The sequence below is a fragment of the Dubosiella muris genome (genome assembly GCF_004793885.1).
GTDB classification, from domain to species: Bacteria; Bacillota_I; Bacilli_A; order Erysipelotrichales; family Erysipelotrichaceae; genus Dubosiella; species Dubosiella muris.
On record NZ_SRYG01000005.1, the window covers coordinates 92,050 to 117,233 of the forward strand.

The following is a 25,184-nucleotide window of genomic DNA, read 5'->3' on the forward strand; positions in this document are numbered from 1 at the left end:
GGCGAAACAATGAATCAATGGATCGAAACCCGCAATTTGTTTTACGACAAAAACACGTGGACGAAAACCGAACTCGCGCGTGAAAGCGCCCTTTCGCTGGCGGGACTGACCAAGCATTTGGCCAAACTGCTCGAACATGGCGATATCATCTGTCCGGGCGTGGCCGGTTCCACGGGCGGACGCCCTTCCAAGCGTTACGTTTTAAATCCCGATCGAAGCCACATTCTTTGCGTCATGCTCCAAAAGCAGGCACTGGAATGCCTCTCTTACCGGATTTTGGCGCTGGATGGAAACGTCGTGGAGGAAGAGCGCGTCGAAAGCGGGCAAATCACGCTGGATTTCCTGCTGGAATGCATCGGGCGGGCGTGTTTGCGCGATCCGCTCGTCGATTTGGTCGTCTTGAGTTTTCCGGGTGTTTGCTCGCATGGCGTTTTGGAGGTTGGCGACTTGAAACAGCTTTTGGGCGTCGACTTGAAGGCTGCGATCGAGGCGCGGTTTTCTGTCGAATGCCGGATTGAAAACGATGTCAACTGCGCTTGTATCGGGTATGCAAGAGCGCGGCGCTGTGCCAATGTGGCGTTTCTTTTCCTGCCGGAAAACGCGCCGGTTGGATGCGGTCTTGTTTTAAACGGGCGGCTTTACAACGGGCATCGGCACTTCGCGGGCGAATTGCGCTATTTGCCTTTCGAGCCGCGCTCGATCGACCGGTTCGTTGAAACGCTGGCTTGCGTGGTCGCGCCGGCCGTCATCGCGATTTTCGATGAAACAGGCGTCCGGGCGGCGATCCATTGGCGAACCGTCCCGCTTTCCTACCGGCCTTGTTTGGATTGGGTGCCGGACATGGCACCGTTTGTTTGGGACGGGCTGTTCACGATCGCGATCGACGCTTTGAAAAAAAGAACGATGGAAAGAAAGGAAGACTTATGAAGACAGACTACCATTTGCATACCGCGTACAGCGACGATTCGATTTACCCGCTGGAAGATCTTGTGAAAGACGCCATCCAGCTTGGTCTAAAGGAGATTTGCGTAACCGACCACGTCGACTATGGCGTAAAGTACGACCGGGACGATCCAAATCGTCCTAAGGATGCCGTTTTGAATGTCGACTATCCGGCGTATTTTGACGAGCTGGAGAAACTGCAACAAGTGTACGGATCCCAGATTACGATCAAAAAAGGGCTGGAGTTTGGCGTCCAGCTCCATACGGTGGACGCGTTCGAGCGCTTGTTCGAAACGTATCCGCTTGATTTCGTCTTATTGTCGATCCATCAAATCGACGACTTGGAGTTTTGGACGCAGGACTTTCAAAAAGGGCGTTCGCAAAAAGAGTACAACGAGCATTATTATTCGTATTTGTACGACGTGATGTCCCGGTTTTCCCATTACAGCGTGTTGTCCCATCTCGATTTGATCGTGCGCTACGACAAGCAGGGGCGCTACCCGTTCGAGCAAGTGAAGCCGCTGCTTGAGAAAATTTTAAAAAAGGTGATCGCGGATGGCAAAGGCATCGAGGTGAACACATCCTCGTTCCAGTATGGTTTGGACGACTTGATGCCGTCGCGGGATATTTTGCGTTTGTACCATGACCTGGGCGGCACGATTATCACGATTGGCAGCGACGCGCACACGAAACAATACGTGGGCAACCAGATCGAGGACGTCAAACAAGAGCTCAAGTCGATGGGCTTCACCCATTTTCACACGTTCGAGGCGATGAAGCCAATCGCCCACGAATTGTAAACGAGAAGAAAGAAAAAGGAGAATGAATATGAAAATTGAACACACGGCCATTTACTTTCAAGACCTGGAAGGCGCGAAACAGTTTTTTGAAACGTACTTCAACGCCACGGCCAACGACCTCTACCACAACGAGAAAACGGGCTTTCGTTCCTACTTTTTAAGCTTTGACGAAGGCGCCCGGCTGGAAATCATGAACAAGGAGGTCCTGGACGATTTGCCTAAGCCGCTCAACCGCACGGGTCTGGCGCATGTGACGTTCGCGCTTGGTTCCAAAGAAGCGGTGGACGAGCTGACGGACAGGCTAAAAAACGACGGCTACGAGATCATCAGCGGGCCGCGCACGACGGGCGACGGCTACTATGAGAGCTGCGTCCTCGGTTTCGAGAACAATCAAATCGAGATCACAGTGTGAATGGAAAATTTCCGGTTACTCAAAGTCCGCAATCGCGGGCTTTTTCTTTTTTCTCCTAAATTAAATGTATAATTAGGAGAAACAATAAGGACTTGGGAGAAAAAAAGGAGAAACTATGCGAGATTTTGATTATAGCGATTTAAAAAATAAAACCTGGGATCATGAGATCTTATCTTATGTCGCGAAAATCCATGAATACAAAGGAAGACAGGCGTTATTCCTTCAACAGGAACCTGTAGAACTCCAACGCCTCATTGAAGTGGCGATGATTCAAAGTACAGAAAGTTCCAACCGAATCGAAGGCATTGTCACGACTCGTTCCCGTTTACTGCAACTCGTCGAAAACAAAACAACGCCTAGAAATCACGATGAAAAAGAAATTTTGGGCTATCGAAATGTTTTGAACATCATTCATTCCAGCTATGAATATATCCCGCTTCGTTCCAATTATATTTTGCAGCTGCATCGCGACTTACTTCAATATACCCCGTTTTCTTATGGGGGAAAATACAAAACCGCGCCCAACGAGATTGAACAAATTTGTGACAATTACCAGAAGGCGCTGGATCTTGAAATTGTCGATCCTCTCATTTTGATTCCCTGTGTCATTTTCGACTTTTTGTGTGTCCATCCATTTCATGATGGAAACGGTCGAATGAGCCATCTGTTGACGTTATTATTGCTTTATCGGAACGGATATATGGTCGGGAAGTATATTAGTATCGAAAAGGAAATCGCGGATACGAAAGAGGCGTATTATCAAGCTTTAGAGCAAGCGGATGCAGGATGGCACGAAGGGGCGAATAATCCTACCCCTTTCATTAAATATATGTTAGGCATTCTTCTAAAGTGCTATCGCGAATTTGAAGAAAGACTGACAATCAGTGAGAAAAGCGGTAAACGAAGCACCGTCTATGATATTGTCAAAAATTATGCTATAAGTACTTTGGGAACCTTTACAAAAAAAGACGTGGTGGAAAATTGCCCAAGTGTAGCTCGTTCTTCTATCGAAGCCGCGCTAAAGAAATTAGTCGACGATGGCACGCTTCATCGCAAAGGAAAAGGACGCTCCTCTCATTACATTCGCTCAGATTCGACAAAATAAACCTATAAGTCCGCAAATGCGGGCTTTTTTCATGATTGCCTAAAAGTTTTTGCACTCAATCGCAAAAACTCGTAAAAAAAAGAAGTTTTTGCACCAAAACGCAAAAACTTCTAAAAACGGATCCTTCAAATGTTACTCAATACGTGTCGAACGTCCCGTATACACGCTCATGGTGCAAGGCGCGTCCAAACAGGAACAAACCGGCGCCAAGCCACAACGCGTTGACCAATACATAAGCCCAAGGGAGCCATGCCGCGACCGGCATGCCCACATACAAAGACCGGACAATTTCGATGCCGTCGGCAAATGGAATCGCGTGCTGGACGGAAAAGTAGATGGGTGTGGACACGTTTCCTAAAAACAGCAGCACGGCTTGCAAAATGAGGGTAATGGAGTTGGTGCCCTTTTCTTTCAAGCTCACGCAGCCAACGAGCAATCCGATGCCAAACATGCCGAGAATGGCGGGAACGCTCAACAAACAAGCCAGCAGTACGAAGCCGATCTCCTTCATTGAAATCGAGGAGAGGAAGTAAAACACGACGACGAGCGCGACGACGATGACGAGGTTCAACAGCAAATTGGCGGCCATGCGCACCAGGACGAGCAGCGGCACCGGATAGCCGCTTTGGACTTCGAGTTCCAAAATGCCGGAGCGGGCGTCGTTGGAAATCATCGAGGAACAAAAGCCGAGCGCGAGCGTGCCAAACTGCCAAAACAGGAAGCCGAGAAAATAGAGCACTTTCGCGGTTTGCTCGCTAACGCCGTAAAAATCCTGCAATCCATAGGACGACTGGAAGTAAAACATCAACACGAACGTCGCGGTGATGACGACAAGATCGCTGACGATGCCGATCTTGTATCCCCACCGGGTTTTGAGCGCGAACCGGATTTCCTGAGCCACGAGTTCAAACACATGAGACTTCATAACGAATTTCCTCCTTTGATCGTATGGTAGGCGGCTTGCAGTGCGTCGAGCGTGGCGTTGGGCATCGTTTTCAGTTCCGCTTTGTCGTTGCCAAACAAAAACAAGTGGGTGTCGGTAATTTGATGGATAAAGCCAAGATCATGGCTGGACACGAACAAGCTGCACGCCGCTTTTTCCTTCATATGCCCTATCGTTTCAATGAGGCGGCTGCGCGATTCCTCATCCAGTCCGTTGGTTGGCTCGTCCAAAATCAATACCGGATAGCCGCTGGCAAAACAGGACAGCACTTTCGTCATCTTCTTTTGGCCGGTTGACATTTGCTCGACTCGCTTGTTTAAAAACGTCGTGGAATCCAGACACGAAGCGAAACTTTCCAGCCGGGTAAGCACTTGCGCCTTGTCGACACCTTTGAGCACGCCATAGCGCACGATATTTTCAATGCCGGTGAGCTTGTACGACAAGTAGCGGTCGTCGCTGGAGCAATACGCCACGTTTTGGCGCGCCCACGCGTCGTAGTCCTTTCCGTTTCCTTCCGTCGTTGCGATCGTTCCGCTGGTCGGCAGCAAAATGCCCGAAAGCAGCTTCATGATCGTCGTCTTGCCAATGCCGTTGGGCCCTAAAAACGAGACGATGCCACCCTGAACGGGAAAGCGCAAATCCAGATGGTCGAGCACGATGTCCTTGTCGTATTTTTTCCCGACCCGATTGAATACAATATCCATAGTTTTCTCCTGTTTCCTTTTTATTCTTCCTCAACACAATAACATATTTATTTACGGAAATCCATTTTTTTTGCGGCTAATTTATTTCATCAGAAGCCAGTCGACCAAATTCAAAGACTGGATTCCGTCATACGAAGCGTGTAAGATTCCTCGTTTTAGAAGAGCGAACACCTTATTTCCAGAGCCAGAGCTACTTCATAGCAACTGTTTCCGATAAGCGCTTATATCGAAGATCAATGAATCCACATAGCATACACCACAAAAAAGAAAAAGTTTTTGCAGTAAAATGCAAAAACCTTTAAAAACAAGAAATTTATGCAGTAAAACGCAAAAACTTTTCGTTCTTCATGGATTCCTTATTTTCATGCCGCGCAAAAACGGGTGTTTCGCTCACGCATCGACTTTTCCGTGTTCTTTTGGATCTCCACCACCTTTCCACGCTCCATTTGAATGATTTCATCGTACAAGCCGATGTTTTCTTTTACTGGTTTGTGGCAAACATGGATCAAAGTCATGTCGGGATCTTCAAGGAAGACGCGCTCGATTTTTTTCGTCGTTTGCGCGTCGAGAGCGGAAAACGCCTCGTCCAAAAAAATCCAGGATTTGTGCTGGTAGAGCACGCGTGCCAAATGGATTCTTTGCGTTTCCCCGCCACTTAGCGTCTCGTTGTCCTGTCGCATCACATGTTGGGGATCCATTTGGTTTAAATTCACTTGGGAAAGCGCGGATTGGATCTCTTCCTGCACCACCTCTTTATCGAGCGCGATATTCTTTTCAATCGTCCACGGAAAGAGGGCGCCTTTTTGCGCGACAAAGCTGGCGTCGTCAAAATAGTCCACATGGTTGTGTCCATTGACCCGAACCGCATCGGTTTCATAAACGCCTCTGAGCGTTTTGAGCAAGGTCGTCTTGCCACAACCCGAAGAACCGGTAATCAAATACTTTTTCCCCCGTTCAAATACAAGGTGGATATTTTGAAGCAGGACTTTATCGTTTTCTTTCAATTCATCCAGATTGATTTCAATTTGATCAATGGCCGGCACAACGGTTTTTTCATGATGTGGTTCTTCCGCATTTCGGTAAAAGGAGCGAACGATTGGCTCGGACGCGTTCATTCGGTTTTTCAAGGTGGCGAAATCAATAATCGGCGACGTGATCATGTTGCTGGCCTGGGAAATGGCCATCAAAATGCCAATGCTGACATTCGTATACCGGGCGGTCAATCCGCAAATAAAATAAACGCCAAAAAACATGATGAGCCCGACTTCCAAATTGACCGACCCTAAAAGATCGACCATCAGATTCGATTGGTAATCACAATCAACCCAGTTTTTTGACGCAAGATCGAGTTGTTTTTGTTCCAGTTTTTCCAGCCTGTATTCCTTGATCACAGGAAAGTTTTGGTAAAACTGCTGTAGAGCGGAAATCCAGTTCCGTTTGGAAGCCATGATTTGTTCCTGCTTTTGAGAAAGTTTTCCTTTAAACGACTGGTTCCAAACAATCATCAAAGCCGAGCAGACATATAAAAAAATCAAAAACCACACATTCAAGAGACCAATGTAAATCGTGGCAAACACAAAATTGACGATACAGCTCACGACCGTCAGCAACGATTGAATATACTGGTTGTTGATGACTTCCACTTCGCTCGTCAATTTGTTCATGATCTCGTTCATGTCATGCTTGGAAAACGCGTACTCGTTTTCCACCATATATTGACCAACCCCTTTGCGCAAAAAGAAACGCTGGATCTCTCGCTTCAGTCGATTGAACGCGAAGTCTTTGGAAACGGACAAGGCGAATTGAAGAATCAAAAAACCGATAAAGACCATGATCCATTTCCACTCCAAAATCGTCGCGAGATTCTCGGTCAAAACCCCCAGGACAGACGCTTTGACCAGTTCAACCCCGGCCGAAAAGGCAATCACAAGAAACACGACGAAGAACGGTTTCTTAAAATCTTTTACTATTTTCTTCCACATTTTTTTCTCCTTAAAAGAAATAAACTCCTATCTCCATAATAACCCTCGCCCTCGTTTTTCAATATAGAGTATATTTTCGAAAATATAAGGGGTTGATTTCAAAAAATAAATTGTATTAAGCCCATATTTCATTTATTGTACAAGTATGAAAAATACATTTTATCAGCATTACATAAAATGGCTTCGGGATTTTTTCTATATCGGCCAGTCCGAAATTGCCGATACCCTTTACATGTCCGTCAGCGCGTACTCCAAAATGGAACAAGGGAAAAAAACGATTCAGGACGAGGACTTTGAAGCCATCATTCATTTTTATGAAGGGAGAAAAGAAAGTTACTCGTTTTGTTTTGACGAGGAAAAGGAAGAGAAAGCGAATGCGCTCATTCGCCAATGTATCGTCTCGTTTGTGTATCGCAGCCAAAAAGAAATGCTTCCTGAATTGGAAAACTACCTTTCCGATCCCACCAACCTGCATTCCCTTGCCTTTTTCGAAACGAAACTTTTAGAAATGATTTATGAATACTTTGCCGACCTTCCATTTCAAGAACGACTGCCGTTTCTTTTGGAACATATGGATTTGTTCAATACGACGGCGCAGTCGATGATTTATGACCTATACGGACTCAGCAAGCTTCGAACGTACGATGAAACGGCGATCGAATGCTTTCAAACCGCCAAATCATTGAGCGTGCTTTTAAATATCCCCGGTTGGTTAGGATTGATTGATTACCATTTGATTATTACTTATTTGCGATTTATGCAACCAGAAAAATCATTTCCATTTTTCGAGGAATGTGGAAAAGATTTACAAAATTCTGGTTCTCATCGTCGTATTTTAGATTTACATTTAAATCAGGCCCAATGCTATATGAAACTAGGACTAAGAGAAGAAGCGGACAGTTTATTTCAGACTATGCTTCAAACCTACAATCAGGTAGAGGAGGAGGACTTTTTAAAATCTATTTATGGAAATTATTCCTGGAATCAGCTCATTCAAAAGAATTACTCTTTCGCGATCGACCTCGTGAATAAAGCTCTCGCGTACAATTCCAAATTTCCTGACCTCTACATCACCCTGGCCTACAGCAACTACCAGCTCGGACAGCCCGAAGACGCGCTGGACGCCATTGCCGCGTTTCGCCGTCAAAACCGAAAAGATCCCCGTTCCAAAATGGTGCTCAAGTTTCTGGAAGTGCTTGAAAACTTTTTGCTTGGACGAAAGAAAACGTTTGAGCGCCTAGCCAGTCAGCTGCTTCTCCAGTTGGAAAAATGGAGGGATCTGGAAGTGGATCTCTTTGTGTATCAAATGCTCATTGACCATTATACCGGGATGGAGGACGAGCATTCCCTGTGCGTCATTCAAGCGAAGCTCATTGACTTTTTGATGCGTTGACCATGCCTCGTTCCATTCGAGGTTTTTTTGTTTTCTTTCCACTCAAAAAGATCCCCGCTGGACGACGGAGATCTTTTACAAGGATTCAGGTTTTATACGATTCACATACGAAAATCGGTTTTATTATTATCATTATTTTTGCTTGTTTTTTGAACGGCTGCGTTTTGTCCGCGGTGCCCAGTGTTTCCAAAAACTGGTTTGGGATAACAGGTTTTCGGGAACTGAATAAGCTGCTATGTGGTGATGTGTATTTCATTGTGTGGCGGACACCCGGTCTTTTCGCTTTCGTTCAAGTGGAAGCCGGCATTTGCCAGGCGGACGTTGGGGATAACGAACGCCTGAAAACAACGGCCCCGGTGGTTTTAAAAGGAGAGTTATGCGTTATTCGATTTTGTTTAAGGCTGCGCGATTTTATGAGGATTTAAAATGTTTTTCGAATCGAACACGCGCTTGATGCCATTCATCAGTTCGATGTTGTCGGTTGCCAGGCTTTCCTGCAAGTACGGCTTCTTCGCGAATCCGATACCATGCTCGCCCGACACTTGTCCTTTGAGCTCTCTTGCTTTTTTATAAACAAGCTCCATCGCGTTTTTCACTCTGGCTTCCCATTCCTCGTCGCTCAAATCGTCTTTGAGCATGTAGGCATGGAGGTTGCCGTCGCCCGCGTGACCAAAGCTCTTGATCCGCAAGCCGGCCTCTTTTTGGAGGTCGTGCAAATATTCGACCATCTCGTTGACGCAGTTGCGCGGAACGACCATGTCGACCTCGTCCATGTACGTTGTCGAGCCTTTGATCGCTTCCAGGAACGCGCCTCTCGCCTTCCAGATACTTTCCTCGCGCTCTTCCGTATCGGAAATGAGCACATCCAAAGCGCCCTGCTCCAGGCAAAGCTTCGCCACGTTGGCGTATGCCGCCTCAATTTCCTCTACCGAGTTGCCGTCGAATTTCAACAGCAAGTACGCGTCGGACTGTTTGTCCGGGAACGCTTTGCCCAAATATTCCTCGGCGTCCTCGATGACTTCGCGCTGCATGAACTCGATCGCCGTTGGAATCGTCTTCGATTTGATAATGAGCGGAACCGTGCCAATCGCCGCTTCCAGCGACGGGAACGGAATGAGCAGGCTGATCGCTTTTTTCGGCAGCGGCAGCAGCTTCAAAATGGCTTTCGTCACCAAACCAAGCGTTCCTTCCGAGCCAATGATCAAGTCTTTCAAATCATAGCCGGACGAGTTCTTTACGACTTTACCGCCAAACTCGACAACGTCGCCATTAGGCAATACGACTTCCAGACCGCGAACAAAGTCGCGCGTCACGCCGTATTTGACCGCTCGCATGCCACCGGCGTTGGTGGAAATGTTGCCGCCAATCGTCGCCGATTTTTCCCCTGGATCTGGAGGATAAAACAAATCGTGCTCTTCCACGAACGCCGCCAGCTCCATCAGGAGAACGCCCGGCTCCACCGTCAGCGTCAAATTGTCCTCGTCAAGCTCCAAAATGTGATTCATCAAGCTCAAGTCCAAAACGATGCCATGCTCCATCGGCACACACGAGCCAACAAGCCCCGTTCCCGCGCCGCGCGGCGTCACCGGAATCGCGTGTTCCCACGCGTATTTCATCACGTTCGAAACATCGTTCGTGCTCGTCGCCTTGATCACGACATCCGGCCACGACTCGGTGCCGCCCAGCTCGTCATGGCTGTAGTCTTCCGAAATGGCGTCGCCAAACAACACCCGCTGGTCGTCGCCAATGAGTTTTCTTAAATTTTCCACATCGGTTTCTTCGATGGAATGGTATACGTATTCAGGCATGACAAGCTCCTTTCTGCGATTCGATCTTCGCAATCAAATCCGGTACGACTTCATACAAGTCGCCCACCAGACAATAGTTCGCGGTTTTAAAAATCGGCGCTTCCGGATCGGTGTTGATCGCGATGATCTGATCCGAATGATCCATGCCGGCCGTAAACTGGACCGCGCCCGACACGCCGCACGTGATAATCAGCTTCGGTCGAACCGTCCGGCCGGACAAGCCGATTTGTTTTTTGGCCGGCATCAAACCCGCCTCGACTAGCGGTCTGGTACAAGCCACCTGGCCATGAAGCAAGCCGGCCAGCTCCTGAAGCATCGCCAAATCCTGCTGGCTCTTCACGCCACGACCCGCCACGACAAGGACATCCGCGTTTTCAATGGATTCCTCGGCTGGCTTTTTCACGATGTCCAGCACCTCGACATGGCTGGACAGTTTTTCTTTCGCGATGCAGCGCTCGACGATTTCGCCGCTTTCCTCGTCCTGACGGCAAGGCGCGGTCATGATCTTGTAGCGAACCGTCGCCATTTGCGGCCGATGGTTCGGCGTTTTGATATGCGCCATGATGTTGCCGCCAAACGCCGGCCGGATCTGGTTCAAGTCGGTGTTCTCGTCCATTTCCAAAATCGTGCAGTCCGCGGTCAGCCCGGTATGCATGCGCGCCGCCACCCGCGGAGCGAGCTGGCGTCCGACTGTCGTCGCGCCAACCAAAATCGACGAAGGCTTCTCCGCCAAAATATAATCTTCAAACACGTTGGTGTACGGTTCGATTTCAAAACGCGCCAGTTCCGGCTCGTCGTACACGAACACCTGGTCGGCGCCATAGTGAAGCAGCTCGCGCGCCTCCTCGACGATATGGCTGCCAATAAAGATCGCCTGCACCGGCTGATGGATCTTGTCCGCCATTTCGCGCGCCTTGCCAAGCAGCTCGTACGTCACCGGATGGATCTTTCCATCGACGTGGTCGACATACACGGCGATGCCTTTCCACTCGTCTTTGTCGACGCTAGGCTGCACAGTGTCTTCGACAAACTCGACCGCGCCCTTTGGACCTTTGCGCACGCAAAGCTTGCACATCTTGCAGGCCGCGTTGATTTCCAAGCCGTCCGGCGTCATCTGCATCGCGCCAAACGGACAAATGTCGACAAGCACCTGAGGATCTTCAATGTGCTCTGGATGCAATACTAATTTCGGCATACTGTTTCCTCCCTCAAATAAATTTCAACTCGACGATCTTGTCGTACATCTTATCCGCCAAAACCTCGCTCGTTCCGTTCCACACTTCTTTTTCATGGTTGACATCGGGCGGGAAAATCCGCTGCACTTGCGTCGGCGATCCGTTCAAGCCATAATGCGACGCGTCGGTATCGCGCATGTCTTTGAGCGAAAGAACCGTGATCGGACGATCTTTTGTCGCCATCTTCCGCACATACGAAGGCAGACGCGGCATGAAAATGTCTTTGTCTACCGACAACAAGCAAGGCAGGGAAACTTTGGCGATTTCCACTTCCTCCGGCAAATCCATTGAAACGGTAATCGAATCCTCGCTCAAATCGTGAATCTCGCACACGTTATTCACGCTTGGAACGCCAAGCCATTCCGCGATTTCGGCGCCAACCTGCGCCGTGTCGCCATCAATCGTCTGCTTGCCGCACAAAATCAAGTCGTACTCGCCGCTTGAGCGAATGCCTTGCGCCAGCGTGTAGCTTGTCGCCAGCACATCCGCTCCGCCAAACGCGCGATCCGAAATGAGCGTTCCCGCGTCGGCGCCCATCGCGAACGCTTCGCGAATGACTTCGCCCGCTTGCGGAGGCCCCATGGAAATGACGTCAACTTCGCCGCCTATGTGCTCACGCAGCCGAAACGCGGTTTCCAACGCGTACAAATCGTAAGGGTTCATCTTGGACGCGGCGCCGTCCCGCTTGATGACACCCGTGACAGGGTCGACTTCGACCTTGTTGCTTTCAGGAACTTGTTTGATACATACTAGAATTTTCATATACTACTCCTTTTATTCCGGTGATGATCGTTCAAAAGATGATGTTAGCGCTTACATCGACGTTCTAAAGAAAGAGCCTCGCGGCTCGGGCTTTCGTTTAATTGGTACTACCAATTTACAGCTATAGAATATCCCTTGCCTCCAAAAGAAGCAAGGGATATTCACGATTTTTTGTAAGCGGTTACTAACTTCAGGCGCGGTATTTCTCGATATACCCGAAATGGTCCCGAAGACCATGCATGCTCAGCTGAATGTCCTCGTTAAGAATGCCATACACCATTTCGTGATGCGCGACTTCCAGCATGTTGTTGCTTTCAAGCCCCCGAATGATTCGCTGCCGCATCGACTTGATATACTCGTCCATAAAACTCGTAAACGCGTTGTAGTTGGCAATCAAAAAATCGTTGTGACTCGCCTGCACGATGCGGGCGTGGATTTGCTGGTCCCATTGAATGCGCTCCGCCTCGCTGGTCGCGCTCTCCAGCCCCGCCAGACTTTCGAGAAGTCCTTTTTTTTCTTCCGCCGTGGCCCGGATCACCGCGTAACGCAGCGCCGCCTCCTCGATGATCCATCGAAACTCCGTCACTTGCGTCTCGTCGATTCCTTTCAAAAAATACATAAACGAAAGCACTTCGGTCATCTTCTGGTCGAAGTTCAGCGAAATATAGTTTCCCGATCCTTGCTGCGACGAAATGATTCCAATATTTTGAAGCACCCGCAGCCCTTCCCGAACCGAATTGCGGCTGACGTCCAGCTCTTTGGCCAGCGTCCGCTCGGTCGGCAGCTTGCTGCCCGGAACCAGCGTTCCATCCATCACCTGATTTTTGATGGATTCCACGACTTTCTCGTATGTCTTTTCCATTTCAGCCATTTTTCATTCCCCCATTGACTTCAAATGATTACTTGATTCCCAAATACTGCTCCAGGGCCAGTCCCGACTGTTGAATGGCCGGCGCCTGTTCGCCAATATAGCGCACATGCCAAGGCTCCGCGATATAGCCGGTCACCTCTTCTTTCCCTTCCTGATATCGAACGATAAATCCATACTCGCCAGCATGATCCAGAAGCCATCCGGCTTCCGTTTCGCCTTCCAGCAGCTGGCCGCTGCCATGCTTCAAATCAAACGCCAGCCCGGTCTGATGTTCCGAAAAACCCGGACGCGCCGAAAACGTATCCGCCTCCTGCTGGCCGTACGCCGCCACGTACCCCGCGTACAAATCCGCCTGCGTCTGGTACGAGCGAAAGCCGCTGTACTCCCCGGACACGTCCAGCCCGGCGCTTTGCATGTCGCCAATCATATCCATGAGCGCCGCCAGCGCCTCGGGATCCTCGCCTGGCGCGTAGTCGGCCGCGACGCCATAGTCTTTGTTGACGAGCACGATTCCGTTGATTCGCGTGACGTTGCCATCCGTTTCCACAACCGGCTCGTCCGCTTCTCTTTCTTCCTTCTTTTCTTCGTTGTCCGGCCGGGTCGACTGCTCGACAACCGCCGTTCTTTCCTCCTGGGGTGCCGGCACGACTTCGGCCTCGTTGGCCGCGCAGCCCGTCAGCGCTCCCAAAAACAAGCACCACCTCATCCATTCTCTTCTTTTCATACTGTTCATTGTACGCTGAAACGAAAAAGAAAAAAAGTGCCGAACCGCGTTCGACACAAAAAGAAAGCTAAGCCTGCGAGTCGCTCTTTTTGAAAATCCCGTACACGAGAAACAAAATCGCGACCGGACAAAGAAAATTGAGAATCGGAGCCGACAAGCTCAAAATCACGTCCAGACCAAAGCACGAAACGACAATTCCCGCCACCGTGAAAACGATTAGCCACGTCCGGTACGACCAGCGCGGCACCAGCTCGTGAAAGTATTCCGACACACAGCTAAGCAAACCCGTGCACACGTTAAAGCAGGCGATCAGGAAAATCAACGCGTTGATGACTTGCCCGAAGCCGCCAAACAGCTGTTCGGCCAGCATGGAAAGCACCTGCGCCCCGTTTGTAGCCGCCAGCAGCGTTTCCGAGCGAAGCATGCCGCTAAACGCCAGCAAGCTGTACACGCCCGCCAGAAGGACGCCGGCGATGATTGCCGCGCGCACCAGCACCGCGTGGATCGCCTTTTTGTGCTCGACGCCTTCGTTTTTGATGTTCATGACCATGATGCTTCCAAAACAAAACGCCGCCAAAATGTCCATCGTCTGATAGCCCTCGACAAAGCCGGTGCCAAATGGATTTTGATCGTAGTGCACGACGATCTGGCTGACCGCATCCGGCTGCACAAGCGATCCGACGCACACGACGCCTACAAGGACAAGCAAGATCGGCGACATCACCTTTCCGAGCACGTCCTTGAGCTTGTTGGGATGCAGCGCGACGAAAAAAGAGGCCGCGAAAAAAACGAGCGCGAACAACATCCGGTTCAACGCGGTCGGCGCGATGAGCCACTCGAACATTTCGAAGCTTGTCGTCGCGGTTCGCGGAATGGCGATGCAAGGCCCGATCAGCAAGTACACAAGCGACATGAACACGATGGCCAGCGGCTTCGAAATCGTTTCCAGCATCGAACGGCCGTCTTTAAACTTGGCCAAGATCACGATGGCCAAAATCGGCACGACGACCGACGTGCACAAAAACCCAAAGAGCGCCAGCGGCGTATTGCCTGCCGCCTGCACGCCAAGAAACGGCGCGAAGATCAAATTCCCGGCCCCGAAAAACATCGAAAACAACATGAGGCCGATCCAGAATATTTTTTGAAATGGTATTTTCCTGTTCATGAAAGTATCATACCACGCATGCCAAAAAGCTGCCTGAAAATAACCCGTTCATTTTCGAACAAAATCAAAGAGAATACGCGAATCCCCGTTCCCGCGTTTCTTCCAAAAAAAAACAAGCCATCCTGCGATGACTTGCATTTTGTACTCATTTTAGCGGATCTGCGACTTCAAGTACGCGAAAATAAACGCATCCAAATCGCCATCCAGCACGTTTTGAACCTGGCTCGTTTCACAGCCGGTACGCACGTCCTTGATCAGACTGTACGGATGGAGCACGTAGTTGCGGATCTGCGATCCCCACTCGTTGGCCGCCTGCTCGCCTTTGAGCGCGGCGATCTTCTTTTCCTGCTCCTCGATTTCTCGCTGGTACAATCTGGATTTCAAGATGCGCAGCGCCTCCTCGCGGTTTTGGATCTGGCTGCGCCCGGACTGGCACGTGGCGACGATGCCGGTTGGCTTGTGCACCATGCGAATGGCCGAGTCGGTCTTGTTGATGTGCTGACCGCCCGCGCCCGAAGCCCGTTTCGTCTCGACAATCAAGTCTTCCGGCTTGATTTCGATCTCGATTTCCTCGTTGAATTGCGGCATGACATCGAGCGAAGCGAACGATGTGTGGCGTCTTGCTCCCGAGTCGAATGGCGAGATGCGCACCAGACGGTGCACGCCTTTTTCCGACTTCAAATAGCCGTACGCCTTTTCGCCTTCCACCAGAAACGTCACGCTCTTGATACCGGCTTCCTCGCCCGGTAAATAGTCGAGCACGCTCACTTTGTAGCCGTGCTTTTCAGCATAGCGTGTGTACATTCGATACAGCATGCCCGCCCAGTCGCAGCTTTCCGTACCGCCCGCGCCTGGATGGATTTCCAGGATGGCGTTGGAGTTGTCGTACTCGTGGGAGAGCAGCACTTTCATTTCAAAGTCCTCGAACGCCTTTTTCACGTCGGCGTACTCTTCCTCGGCAAGCATCATCAACTCCTCGTCGAAGGCGCCCTTCAGCTCGTCGGCCGTTTCGTTAAGCGAGGCGAGCTCGTCGTGAAGCGAAGCATACGAGTCGATGATGTCTTTCAATCCGTTGCGTTTGCGAATGACGCTTTGCGCCGCCCTCTGGTCGCTCCAGAAATCGGCGCCCAGCATTTGCTGGTCAAGCGCTTTTACTTCTTCCTCTTTTTGAGCGAGGTCAAAGCGACTCACCTAGAAGGTCCAACTTTTCTAGGTGAGTAAAAACTTCTTGTTTCAATTCATATAGTTCCATTATACACTGGCTCCTCTTTTTGCCTGCTGGGCTTGTTTCGCCTTTTGGACAATGTCTTCTTTTTTCGTCGTGACGCGGCGAATGCGCACTTTCAACAGGAAGAACGCGATTTCGCGGTCGATGCGCTGGTTCATTTCCTCGAACATGTCGAAGCCTTCCTGCACATATTGCTGGAGCGGGTTGTTTTGCGCGTACGAACGCAAGTAGATGCCGCTTCTCAATTTGTCCATCCGGTCGATGTGCTCGATCCAGTTGCGGTCCATATTGCGCAGCACAACCGTTTTCTCAAACGGAAGGAACTGGCCTTTCACGTCCGCGATCTCGTTTTCGTAGTCGGCCCAGATCTTGTCCATCGCGTACTGCTGGATTTGCTCGTAGCTCTTGCCTTCCAAATCCTCGACATGGATGGCGCGGTCGTCTTGCAGTCCCATCATTTCCAGCGACTTGACAAAGCCCGGAATGTCCACCGTGCCCTTGCGGGAATCGGCGATATTGGCTTGCAGCGTCTGGTCGATGACTTTTTCGAAAATCACCTTCACCATGTCGTGCACGTTTTCGCTTTCCAAAATCTTGTTGCGCTGCGCGTAAATGATTTCGCGCTGGCGGCGCAACACGTCGTCATAGTCGAGCAGCTGCTTCCGCGAATCGAAGTTGAAGCCTTCGACGCGCTTTTGCGCCATCGTGATCGACTTCGTCACCGTCTTGGACTCGATTTGCTCGTCGCCCATTTTCGAGAACAAACCTTGCAGCTTGTCCCCGCCAAAACGAACCATGAGCGAATCCTCGAGCGACACGTAAAATCTGGAGAAGCCCGGATCGCCCTGGCGTCCTGAACGGCCGCGCAGCTGGTTGTCGATACGGCGGCTTTCGTGGCGTTCCGAACCGAGGACGGCCAGACCGCCCAGCTCGCGCGATTGCGGCGACAGCTTGATATCGGTACCACGACCAGCCATGTTCGTGGCGATCGTCACGGCGCCGACCTGGCCGGCTTTGGCGACGATTTCCGCCTCGCGGGCGTGGTTTTTCGCGTTCAGCACTTCGTGCGGGATCTTTTCTTTTTTCAGCATTTTCGAAATGAGCTCGGACGTCTCGACGGCGATCGTGCCGACCAGAACCGGCTGGCCTTTGGCGTGCAGCTCCTTGACGCGGTTCACAAGCGCCCGGTACTTGTCTTCCTTGCGGGCGTAAATCTCGTCGGCCATGTCGTCGCGCACGACCGGACGGTTCGTCGGGATGACAACGACCTTCATGTTGTACGTGGAAAGGAACTCCTCCTCTTCCGTTTTCGCCGTACCGGTCATGCCGGCCAGCTTCTCGTACAGGCGGAAAAAGTTCTGGTACGTGATCGTGGCCAGCGTCGACGTTTCCTCTTTGATTGGCACGCCTTCCTTGGCTTCGATGGCTTGATGCAGTCCGTCGCTGTAGGCGCGGCCCGGCATCATACGACCGGTGAACTGGTCGACGATGACGATTTCCTGCTCGTCGTTGACGACGTACTCCACGCCTTTCATCATAATATAGTTGGCACGCAGCGCCTGGTTGATGTGGTGGACGAGCTGCGTGTGCTCGATATCGTACAAGTTTTCAATATTGAAAAACTTCTCGGCTTTCTTCACGCCTTCTTCCGAAAGCATGACCTGACGCGTCTTCTCGTCGATGTCATAGTCGCCCGAAATCAGCGTCTTTTCGTGCGTGTGCTTGTCCGTTTCGTATTCCGGCGCCGTCAGCGTCTTGACGAAGCGGTCCGCGCCGATATACAAGTTGGCGGTTTGTTTTTTACCGCCCGAAATGATGAGCGGCGTTCTCGACTCGTCGATCAATACGGAGTCGACCTCGTCGATGATCGCCATGTGCAAGCCGCGCATGACGCGATCCTTCACGTCGGTCACCATGTTGTCGCGCAAGTAGTCGAATCCTAGCTCGGAGTTCGTCGTGTACGTGATGTCGCACGCGTACGCTTCGCGTTTTTCCCGTGGCGAAAGCTCGCGCTTGTTGACACCAACCGTCAATCCAAGAAAACGGTAGATTTCACCCATCCACGCCGCGTCACGGCCGGCCAGGTATTCGTTGACGGTAATGACGTGCACGCCTTGTCCGACCAGCGCGTTCAAGTACACGGCCATCGTCGCCGTCAAGGTTTTTCCTTCACCTGTTTTCATCTCGGCGATGTCGCCCAGGTTCATCGCCAAAGAGCCCATGATCTGCACTTTGTACGGTTTCTCGTTGATGACGCGGTACGCCGCTTCCCGGGCGGTCGCGAACGCCTCGTACAAGATATCGTCGATCGTTTCGCCGTTCGCCAGCCGCTCGCGGAATTCGATCGTTTTATGTTTTAGATCTTCATCGGATAATTTTGATATTGCCGGCTCGAGCGCCAGCACTTTATCAGCCATTTTTTCTAATTTATTGAGTTCCCTTTTTTCTTCCGAAAAAAGGCCATTTAAAAATCCGGCCATTCAGTACCTCCTTTGTGGTTCTTTTTATCATACCATATCATATTGCATTGGTAAAAAAATATTAGTCAAAAACCCTTTAATACAAATGCCATTAAACAGGAGATTCTAACCTTTTTCAATACTTTTTTGCCTTTTCATCGCAAAAGTTTCCTTTCCTGCTGATTTGACTGCGATTTTCTTCTTTCTTTCAGAATCCTTTCCCTTCGGAGAAGATCAACCGTTTACCATCGTTTCATAATCCTCGTAATTTTTATTTTGCGTGCTTAAAACAGAAACCGCGTTTTCCGCTCCAGTCCTTACATCCGCCAGGATTTCCTCGTCTTTCCAATCCGCCGGGTAAATATACGCGGTACCGCCGTCAAAATAAACCATTTCTTTTTCGATATCGGAAACTGTATCCAAATCAAAGCCGTTTTCCATCGCTCTGGGGATCAGATTCATCGTGTAGTTGAAACCGTATCCTTGACGGGTCACATCATACGTCCCGTACGTCGCGGTTTGGAAGTCATCTTCCACCTTTAAAAAGGTGACAATGCCATACCCTCTCGCGTTGTAGTGAACATCGCTAAAATAATCAAGCGTTTGAATTTCCTCTGGTATCTCTTCCGAAAACGCGATGTCTTCGCAAAGAGCCGGTAAATCAATGAAATGGGTTTGATCGTATGCGACGCCAAACTCTTCTTCGATCTTTCCAGTCAACTTGTCAAAATGCTCCATCGCTTCTTTCATCAAAGGAAGCTCGATATAGTCCACGTCGTTTCCGTTGAAATGCAAATAGCCTTCCTGCGTTTCGGAACGGTCAAACACCCCGTTTAAATATTCGTACACGGAATATGATGTATCAAATTGTTTGGCCAAATAATCGCTGGATTCAATCTTGAACTCTTTCTCGGCTTTCAGATTTTCTTCAGCAAACTCCTTTACTTCATAAATCAGCTCAATCTTTTTTTCTTGCGAAGAACCGTCGTGCTGCATTGACAAAGTCGTTTCCGTTTGGCGTCCGTTTTCATCCTCCATATAACCGATGAAAAAGTCCGGATAGTCCGCCTCCACCGCCTGTTTTCTATCTTGCGCGCCCACTTTCCAAGGCGTTTCCTCGTACCTCGAAGCGCCCTTTGTCTTGCGGGCGACGGCTTCGTACGTTTCCTTCCAGAAATCGTAGGCGTCGGTTCCGTCTTCTTTCCCCTTTTGACTCAAAACGACGACGAGCCCGGCAGCCAATGCCAGGATTCCGACAATCAAAATTCCTTTTTTTGTTCTTTTCATACGTTCCCCTTCCATAAAATTAAAACTGCTGTTTAAAACAAATGATTATTTTATATCTTAACAAGTTTAAGAACGATAGAAAAGAATTTATTTTATTTTCCGGTATCGGCTGCCTTATGCAAAAACGCAAAATTCGACACCCGTTCTTTTGATCTATTTTTCAAAATGCGATTTCTCTTCGTTTCCTTTCCAAAATACTTTATCCTTTCTATTTTCCTTCTCGTCCCCTCCCGATATGGTAAAATTAGATTATGAAAACAAACAATTCTTATACGCCGCCATTCACCATGACAGACAAAATCACAAGTCTTGTGATTGAGATTGGTGAACTGGTTGGAAAAATCACAGTAAGCGAAGCACAGGCGGCCAATCTTGTTTTACGCCGGGAAAATCAAATCAAAACGATCCAGTCTTCCCTTGCGATCGAAAACAATTCTTTGACCGTTGATCAAGTCACGGACATTATCAACGGCAAACGCGTACTGGCTCCTCCAAGCGATATTCGGGAAGCAAAAAACGCTTACGAAGCCTATGAGATTCTGCAAACGCTCGATCCTTATTCTTTAAATGATCTTCTTAAAGCCCATGCTTTCATGATGAATGGTTTAATAAAAGATGCGGGAAGATTTCGAAGTAAAAATGCTGGTGTTTATAGTGGCACGACGTTGATCCATGCCGGAACCCCAGCCCATTATATTCCGGAAGTCATGAAACAATTATTTAACTGGCTTCGATATTCTAATACGCATCCTTTGATCAAATCCTGCGTTTTTCATTATGAATTTGAATTTATTCATCCTTTTGCGGATGGAAACGGACGCACAGGACGTTTATGGCATTCCCTGATTTTACAAACATGGAAACCGTTTTTTGCCTGGATCCCGATCGAGACGTTGATCCATAAAAACCAGCAGGAATACTATTGGGCTATAAACGCTTCGAACACCAAGGGCGAATCTACGATTTTCGTTGAATTTATGCTTCGAATGATTCGGCAGGCACTCAATCAATTCACCCCCGATGTCGGAATAAATGTCGGAACAAATGTCGGAATAAATTCTCTGGAAGATCAGGTCGTCTCTTTGCTCAAAGACAATCCGTCCCATTCCGCGCGGTCGCTTGGCGAACAACTCGGGCTCTCCCAAAGACAGGTGGAGCGCGTGCTTGCCAAGCTGAAAAAAGATGGAACGATCAAGCGCACCGGCTCCAACAAATCCGGCTCGTGGCAAGTGATAAAATAAAAGCCGACCCATTCAAACGGGCCGGCTCTTTAAATTTTCTTTGTTTTCAACTATTCCAGATTGACACCTTTGCTCAGCGTCTTGAGCGCGATGGCGTCCAGCGCCAGCGAAACGACAATGTAGTACATCGTTCCCAGCATGAAAATCGACTTGATCATCGTGACGCCTGGTTCGGCGCTTTCTCTAAACAGCTCCATAACGGATGGATCGAACAAGCCGTACACGAACAGGATCGCCACCGACAGCACGGATCCAAGAAAATACAAACCAAGTCCAAACAACACCGCCTTGGCCGGCTTGTCTTTCCAGCACCGGTACCCGAGCACGATGCCCGCGTAGCCGGCTGTCATCGCGAAGCCCATCTCGAAATAATACACGAAAAAGACAGAGGCGAGCAACGCAGACGTCGACGAGTACCCGAGTGCCTCCTTGCCTGTCATGACGATGCCATTTATAACCATCTGGTAGTCTTGGCTATAAAAGGCGATCCACAAGCCAAGAGCCGCAGTCGCCAGACAAAGAAGCAGGCCGAGCATGCCCGACAGCCACTGGGCGATATAAACACTCGAGCGCGAAACCGGCAGCGTGTTCGTCAAATAACCTTCGTCCTTGTACATCGAGCGAATCATGTATGTCCAGCCGCTAATGAGCGGCATCAGGACGCAGCCAATCAAAAGCACGATGTCGACCGAAATCGCGATCGTCTGCAAAGTCGAGAAAACCGGGCCGTGCCCCAGCGAGAGCAGCCGGACGATCAAAGCGGTCGCCAAAGCGATCAGGCAATAGGGGACAAGCCGCCGCGCCTGGTTTTTCAAATCGTATTTCAACAGTTTTCCTACCATTTGTATGTCCTCCGGAAGTATTCGTCAATCGAGCAGTTTTGCTCGCCGCGCAGCGTGTCGGCGTCCACATGCTGCTTGATCTCGCCATCTTCTATAATAATGACTTCGTCCAGGATCCGCTCGATGTCGGCAATCAAATGCGTGGACAGCACCACGGTCGCTCCTTGTGCGAAATTCGATAAAATCGTATCCAAAATATAGTCCCGGGTCGCCGGATCGACGCCGCCAAGCGGCTCGTCCAAAATGTACAGCTTCGCCTTGCGCGCCATAACAAGAATGAGCTGAAGCTTTTCCTGCATGCCCTTGCTCATGGTGCCTATTTTCATCTTGTCGTCCAGCCCAAGCTCCTTGATGAGCCGATTCGCCTTTTCCGTGTCGAAATCCGAATAAAAATCCGCGAAATAACGCACGACGTCTTTCACCTTCATTCCCCGATCCAAATACGTTCGTTCCGGCAAATACGACACGATTTGCTTTGTCGCCGTTCCCGGCGTCTGGCCGTCGATTCGAATCTCGCCCTCGTCGATCGTGAGCAAATCGTTGATGAGTTTGATCAACGTCGTTTTGCCCATACCGTTTTTTCCGATCAATCCGACAATGCGTCCGGCCGGAATCGACAGCGACACGTCCTTTAGCGCCTGCTTGTTTCCATACGATTTGGAAACGTGGCGCACTTCCACGATGGATGTCATTGTTTCTACTCTCCTTTTTTCAGCAGCGCGATTGCCTCTTCCACGCCATAGCCGAGCGCGTCCAGTTCGCCTAGGCAGCGCCGCACGATTTCGGCCGCGTGTTGATCCCGCGCTTTTTCGATCAGAGAACAGTTGTCCGACACGAATTTTCCATTCGTCCGTTCCGTGTAAATGAGCTTTTTCCTTTCCAGCTCCTGAAGCGCTTTTTGCATCGTGTTCGGATTGACTTGATACATCGAAGCGAACTCCCGAACGGAAGGCAGCTTCTCGTCAGGCCGGTACTGACCGGTCAAAATCGCCTGTTCGACACGCTCGACAAGCTGAACGTAAATCGGACGGTCGTTGGTAAATGGGTGATCCATGCTTTCAAGCTCCTTTCACTGTATCACTGACCTAACACAATGATACATCTATTCCTTTTCGTTTTCAACATCTTCGTCGATTTTCTCCCGCGCTTCCTCGAAAAACGGCGCGAAGGCCGACGGAAGCGCGAGCTCGTTCTCGATTTGATCCACCGAATAAAATCCCGCATCCTCTTTCACAAAGACGAGCGTGGCGTCCATCTGCCACTCCACATGCGAAAAGATGTGGGTGTAGGGCGCGAGCGGCTCGGTTCGCACGACTTCGTCAGGCATCGTTTCGTCAAACTCGTATAAATTGGCCAGCAGGCCAGTTTTCGGACGCCGGTTCATGTGGAACCCCTTGCCGTCGGTCCACACGTACACGTGCTTGCGCTCGACTCGGCGCGCCTTTTTTTCCGGCTTGACCGGCAACGTTTCGGGTTCATCGGTCTGGCACCACGCCGCGACCGGACATTGGTCGCATTTGGGATTTTTCGGCGTGCACACCATCGCGCCCAGCTCCATGAGCGCCTGATTGTACGCCTCGATTGGCTCGCAAAGGGAGTCGTCCACAAGCCGGGCGATTTGTTTTTTGGTCGCCGCTTTCGTCACATCCGCCCGCACATCGTACAAGCGGGAAAATACGCGGACCACATTGCCGTCGATGGCGCTGACTTTTTCCCCGAACGCGATGCTGGCGATCGCGCCGGCCGTGTAGTCGCCGATGCCCGGAAGCGTTTTGAGCTCGGCTTTCGTGGAAGGCAGCCGGCCGTCAAAGCGCTCCACGCACTCGATGGCGCACTTTTTCAAATTGCGGCACCGCGAATAATAGCCAAGTCCCTCCCACGCCTTGTGGAGCGACTCGTCGTCGGCTTGGGCAAGCGAAGGCAAATCGGGATAGAGCCGGATGAAGTTTTCAAAATAGGGCAGCATCGCCTCGATGCGCGTCTGCTGGGCCATGATCTCGCTGATCCAAATAAAATACGGATTCCGGTTTTGTCGAAAAGCGAGCTTGCGGGCGTTGGCCTCGTACCACGCAAGCAGTTTGGTTTGCATTGTCATATCGTTCCTCTCCTGCATTGGTTTGGTTTTATTATACCAAAGAAAAAAAAGCCAGCTAAAAATCGGCTGGCTAGCAAACAAGCGTTTTCGTATTCCTCCAGGCGGTACAATCCTTTTTTCATCGCATGTCCTTTTGTCGCAACAGCGCGTCGATCGACCCGCCAGCCTGCGCGAGATACCGCTCGGCTTCCGGCAGCGTGCACGAAGCCATTCCCATCACGACGGCTGATTTCACGTGCCCGTGCGCGGCGACAAGCGTTTCTTTCGCTTTTTCCTTGGAGAAACCGGTCGTTTCGCAAACGATATGGACGCCTCGCTCGATCAGCTTTTCATTGGCGAGCTGCACATCCACCATGTAGTTTTTATACACTTTTCCTAACCGCACCATGCTCAACGTGCTAATCATGTTGACAACAAGCTTGGTCGCGGTTCCCGCCTTGAGCCGGGTGGAGCCGGTGAGCACTTCGGGACCGGCAACGGCTTCGATCGTATCCGGGCATAAACGGGCGATGGGCGTGTCGGGATTGCAGACGACCGCCGCTGTCGAAGCGCCAATTTCCTGCGCAAAGGCCAGCCCACCAAGCACGTATGGCGTCCTTCCGCTGGCGGCAAGTCCAATGACGATGTCGCCGGCATTCAGTCCGATGGCTTCGAGATCTTGTTTTCCAAGCTCCCGGGAATCTTCCACGTCCGCGTTGGAAAAAGCGTGGTCTTTGCCCGCCAGCAAACCGATGACGACACCTTCCGGAACGCCAAAGGTGGGCGGACATTCCAGCGCGTCCATCAATCCGATCATTCCGCTTGTTCCCGCGCCCATGTACACAAGGCGTCCCCCGCCTTGGAGCGCCTCGCTCGTTTTTTCAATCACGCGTTCGATTTGGCGCGTCTGGGATTCCAAACAAAGCACAGCTTTTTGATTCTCCGCGTTCATCAAGTCGATTTGTTCGGCGATGGACATCGCGCTCAACCCGGAAGAAGCCGGATTGGCGCTTTCCGTGACAAGTTGTTGTAGTTGAAACATATTCTTCACCTTTTCCTCTTTCTGCTTTTGTGTTTAACCACACTATATTTCTTTTTCGAGTCGTTCTCAATCCACTTCGCCGCTTTCGAAAAAAAATCTCCATACTCCGGGGTGTACCACACGGAATGTAACTTTAGACAAAAATCTATTGTTTCATTCCTTTTT

23 protein-coding genes are annotated in these 25,184 nt (G+C 50.3%); 6 read left to right on the top strand and 17 right to left on the bottom strand.

What is annotated here, in order from left to right; translation table 11 throughout:
- Positions 1-9: 9 nt before the first annotated feature.
- The 4 genes from E5336_RS03670 (at position 10) to E5336_RS03685 (ending at position 3,259) form a co-directional block, all read left to right on the top strand.
- Positions 10-927 (top strand): ROK family transcriptional regulator, encoded by a 918-nt coding sequence (locus E5336_RS03670; protein ID WP_135979725.1) that lies wholly within the window; start codon positions 10-12, stop codon positions 925-927.
- Positions 924-1,742, top strand: coding sequence for a histidinol-phosphatase HisJ family protein (locus E5336_RS03675; RefSeq protein WP_135979726.1), 819 nt, complete (start codon positions 924-926; stop codon positions 1,740-1,742). The genes E5336_RS03670 and E5336_RS03675 overlap by 4 nt, the downstream gene beginning before the upstream one ends.
- Positions 1,743-1,770: 28 nt before the next feature.
- On the top strand, positions 1,771-2,154 hold the full coding sequence (locus tag E5336_RS03680) for a VOC family protein (protein ID WP_135979727.1): 384 nt from the start codon (positions 1,771-1,773) through the stop codon (positions 2,152-2,154).
- Positions 2,155-2,269: 115 nt separating this feature from the next.
- Complete coding sequence (locus E5336_RS03685; protein ID WP_135979728.1) at positions 2,270-3,259, top strand: Fic family protein; 990 nt, start codon at positions 2,270-2,272, stop codon at positions 3,257-3,259.
- A gap of 136 nt (positions 3,260-3,395) precedes the next feature.
- Here E5336_RS03685 and E5336_RS03690 read toward each other — a convergent pair whose 3' ends face one another.
- The 3 genes from E5336_RS03690 to E5336_RS03700 all read right to left on the bottom strand — a co-directional run bounded on the left by E5336_RS03690 (position 3,396) and on the right by E5336_RS03700 (position 6,888).
- The gene (locus E5336_RS03690) at positions 3,396-4,184 is read right to left on the bottom strand and encodes an ABC transporter permease (protein ID WP_135979729.1); all 789 of its coding nucleotides are present in this window, start codon (positions 4,182-4,184) and stop codon (positions 3,396-3,398) included.
- Positions 4,181-4,906 (bottom strand): ATP-binding cassette domain-containing protein, encoded by a 726-nt coding sequence (locus E5336_RS03695; RefSeq protein ID WP_135979730.1) that lies wholly within the window; start codon positions 4,904-4,906, stop codon positions 4,181-4,183. Before E5336_RS03695 ends, E5336_RS03690 begins: the two co-directional genes overlap by 4 nt.
- 362 nt (positions 4,907-5,268) lie before the next feature.
- On the bottom strand, positions 5,269-6,888 hold the full coding sequence (locus tag E5336_RS03700; RefSeq protein WP_135979731.1) for an ATP-binding cassette domain-containing protein: 1,620 nt from the start codon (positions 6,886-6,888) through the stop codon (positions 5,269-5,271).
- A gap of 145 nt (positions 6,889-7,033) precedes the next feature.
- On the opposite strand from E5336_RS03700, the gene E5336_RS03705 reads away from it, so the two are divergent.
- Complete coding sequence (locus tag E5336_RS03705) at positions 7,034-8,281, top strand: tetratricopeptide repeat protein (protein WP_135979732.1); 1,248 nt, start codon at positions 7,034-7,036, stop codon at positions 8,279-8,281.
- Between the two features lie 395 nt (positions 8,282-8,676).
- Here E5336_RS03705 and E5336_RS03710 read toward each other — a convergent pair whose 3' ends face one another.
- The 9 genes from E5336_RS03710 to E5336_RS03750 all read right to left on the bottom strand — a co-directional run bounded on the left by E5336_RS03710 (position 8,677) and on the right by E5336_RS03750 (position 19,820).
- The gene (locus tag E5336_RS03710; RefSeq protein WP_135979733.1) at positions 8,677-10,089 is read right to left on the bottom strand and encodes an FAD-binding oxidoreductase; all 1,413 of its coding nucleotides are present in this window, start codon (positions 10,087-10,089) and stop codon (positions 8,677-8,679) included.
- A complete protein-coding gene (locus E5336_RS03715; protein WP_135979734.1) occupies positions 10,082-11,284 on the bottom strand; it encodes an electron transfer flavoprotein subunit alpha in 1,203 nt (400 codons plus the stop codon). The genes E5336_RS03710 and E5336_RS03715 overlap by 8 nt, the downstream gene beginning before the upstream one ends.
- Before the next feature lie 13 nt (positions 11,285-11,297).
- Entirely contained in the window at positions 11,298-12,086 is a 789-nt protein-coding gene (locus tag E5336_RS03720) for an electron transfer flavoprotein subunit beta/FixA family protein (protein WP_135979735.1), read from the bottom strand.
- A gap of 190 nt (positions 12,087-12,276) precedes the next feature.
- Complete coding sequence (locus E5336_RS03725; RefSeq protein WP_135979736.1) at positions 12,277-12,957, bottom strand: FadR/GntR family transcriptional regulator; 681 nt, start codon at positions 12,955-12,957, stop codon at positions 12,277-12,279.
- 28 nt (positions 12,958-12,985) lie between these two features.
- A complete protein-coding gene (locus tag E5336_RS03730; RefSeq protein WP_277820773.1) occupies positions 12,986-13,681 on the bottom strand; it encodes a M15 family metallopeptidase in 696 nt (231 codons plus the stop codon).
- Positions 13,682-13,748: 67 nt separating this feature from the next.
- Positions 13,749-14,846, bottom strand: a complete 1,098-nt coding sequence (gene brnQ / locus E5336_RS03735) for a branched-chain amino acid transport system II carrier protein (RefSeq protein WP_135979738.1) — start codon at positions 14,844-14,846, stop codon at positions 13,749-13,751.
- Positions 14,847-14,996: 150 nt separating this feature from the next.
- Positions 14,997-16,098 (bottom strand): peptide chain release factor 2 gene (gene prfB, locus E5336_RS03740; RefSeq protein WP_135979739.1). Its coding sequence is split into 2 segments (ribosomal slippage): positions 14,997-16,025 and positions 16,027-16,098, totalling 1,101 coding nucleotides; the frame shifts between segments, so codons are not numbered across the junction.
- Entirely contained in the window at positions 16,098-18,554 is a 2,457-nt protein-coding gene (gene secA / locus E5336_RS03745; protein ID WP_135979740.1) for a preprotein translocase subunit SecA, read from the bottom strand. Before secA ends, prfB begins: the two co-directional genes overlap by 1 nt.
- A gap of 213 nt (positions 18,555-18,767) precedes the next feature.
- Positions 18,768-19,820 carry a hypothetical protein gene (locus E5336_RS03750; RefSeq protein ID WP_135979741.1) on the bottom strand — a complete coding sequence of 351 codons (1,053 nt, stop codon included), beginning with the start codon at positions 19,818-19,820 and terminating at the stop codon, positions 18,768-18,770.
- 251 nt (positions 19,821-20,071) lie between these two features.
- On the opposite strand from E5336_RS03750, the gene E5336_RS03755 reads away from it, so the two are divergent.
- The gene (locus E5336_RS03755) at positions 20,072-21,061 is read left to right on the top strand and encodes a Fic family protein (protein WP_135979742.1); all 990 of its coding nucleotides are present in this window, start codon (positions 20,072-20,074) and stop codon (positions 21,059-21,061) included.
- Between the two features lie 50 nt (positions 21,062-21,111).
- Here E5336_RS03755 and E5336_RS03760 read toward each other — a convergent pair whose 3' ends face one another.
- The 5 genes from E5336_RS03760 to murQ form a co-directional block, all read right to left on the bottom strand.
- A complete protein-coding gene (locus tag E5336_RS03760) occupies positions 21,112-21,903 on the bottom strand; it encodes a hypothetical protein (RefSeq protein ID WP_135979743.1) in 792 nt (263 codons plus the stop codon).
- The gene (locus E5336_RS03765) at positions 21,897-22,595 is read right to left on the bottom strand and encodes an ABC transporter ATP-binding protein (RefSeq protein WP_135979744.1); all 699 of its coding nucleotides are present in this window, start codon (positions 22,593-22,595) and stop codon (positions 21,897-21,899) included. The genes E5336_RS03760 and E5336_RS03765 overlap by 7 nt, the downstream gene beginning before the upstream one ends.
- 5 nt (positions 22,596-22,600) lie before the next feature.
- Positions 22,601-22,957 (bottom strand): GntR family transcriptional regulator, encoded by a 357-nt coding sequence (locus tag E5336_RS03770; RefSeq protein WP_135979745.1) that lies wholly within the window; start codon positions 22,955-22,957, stop codon positions 22,601-22,603.
- Between the two features lie 48 nt (positions 22,958-23,005).
- Positions 23,006-23,998 carry an A/G-specific adenine glycosylase gene (locus E5336_RS03775; protein WP_168353543.1) on the bottom strand — a complete coding sequence of 331 codons (993 nt, stop codon included), beginning with the start codon at positions 23,996-23,998 and terminating at the stop codon, positions 23,006-23,008.
- A gap of 118 nt (positions 23,999-24,116) precedes the next feature.
- Positions 24,117-25,019, bottom strand: coding sequence for an N-acetylmuramic acid 6-phosphate etherase (gene murQ / locus E5336_RS03780; protein WP_135979747.1), 903 nt, complete (start codon positions 25,017-25,019; stop codon positions 24,117-24,119).
- Positions 25,020-25,184: the final 165 nt, after the last annotated feature.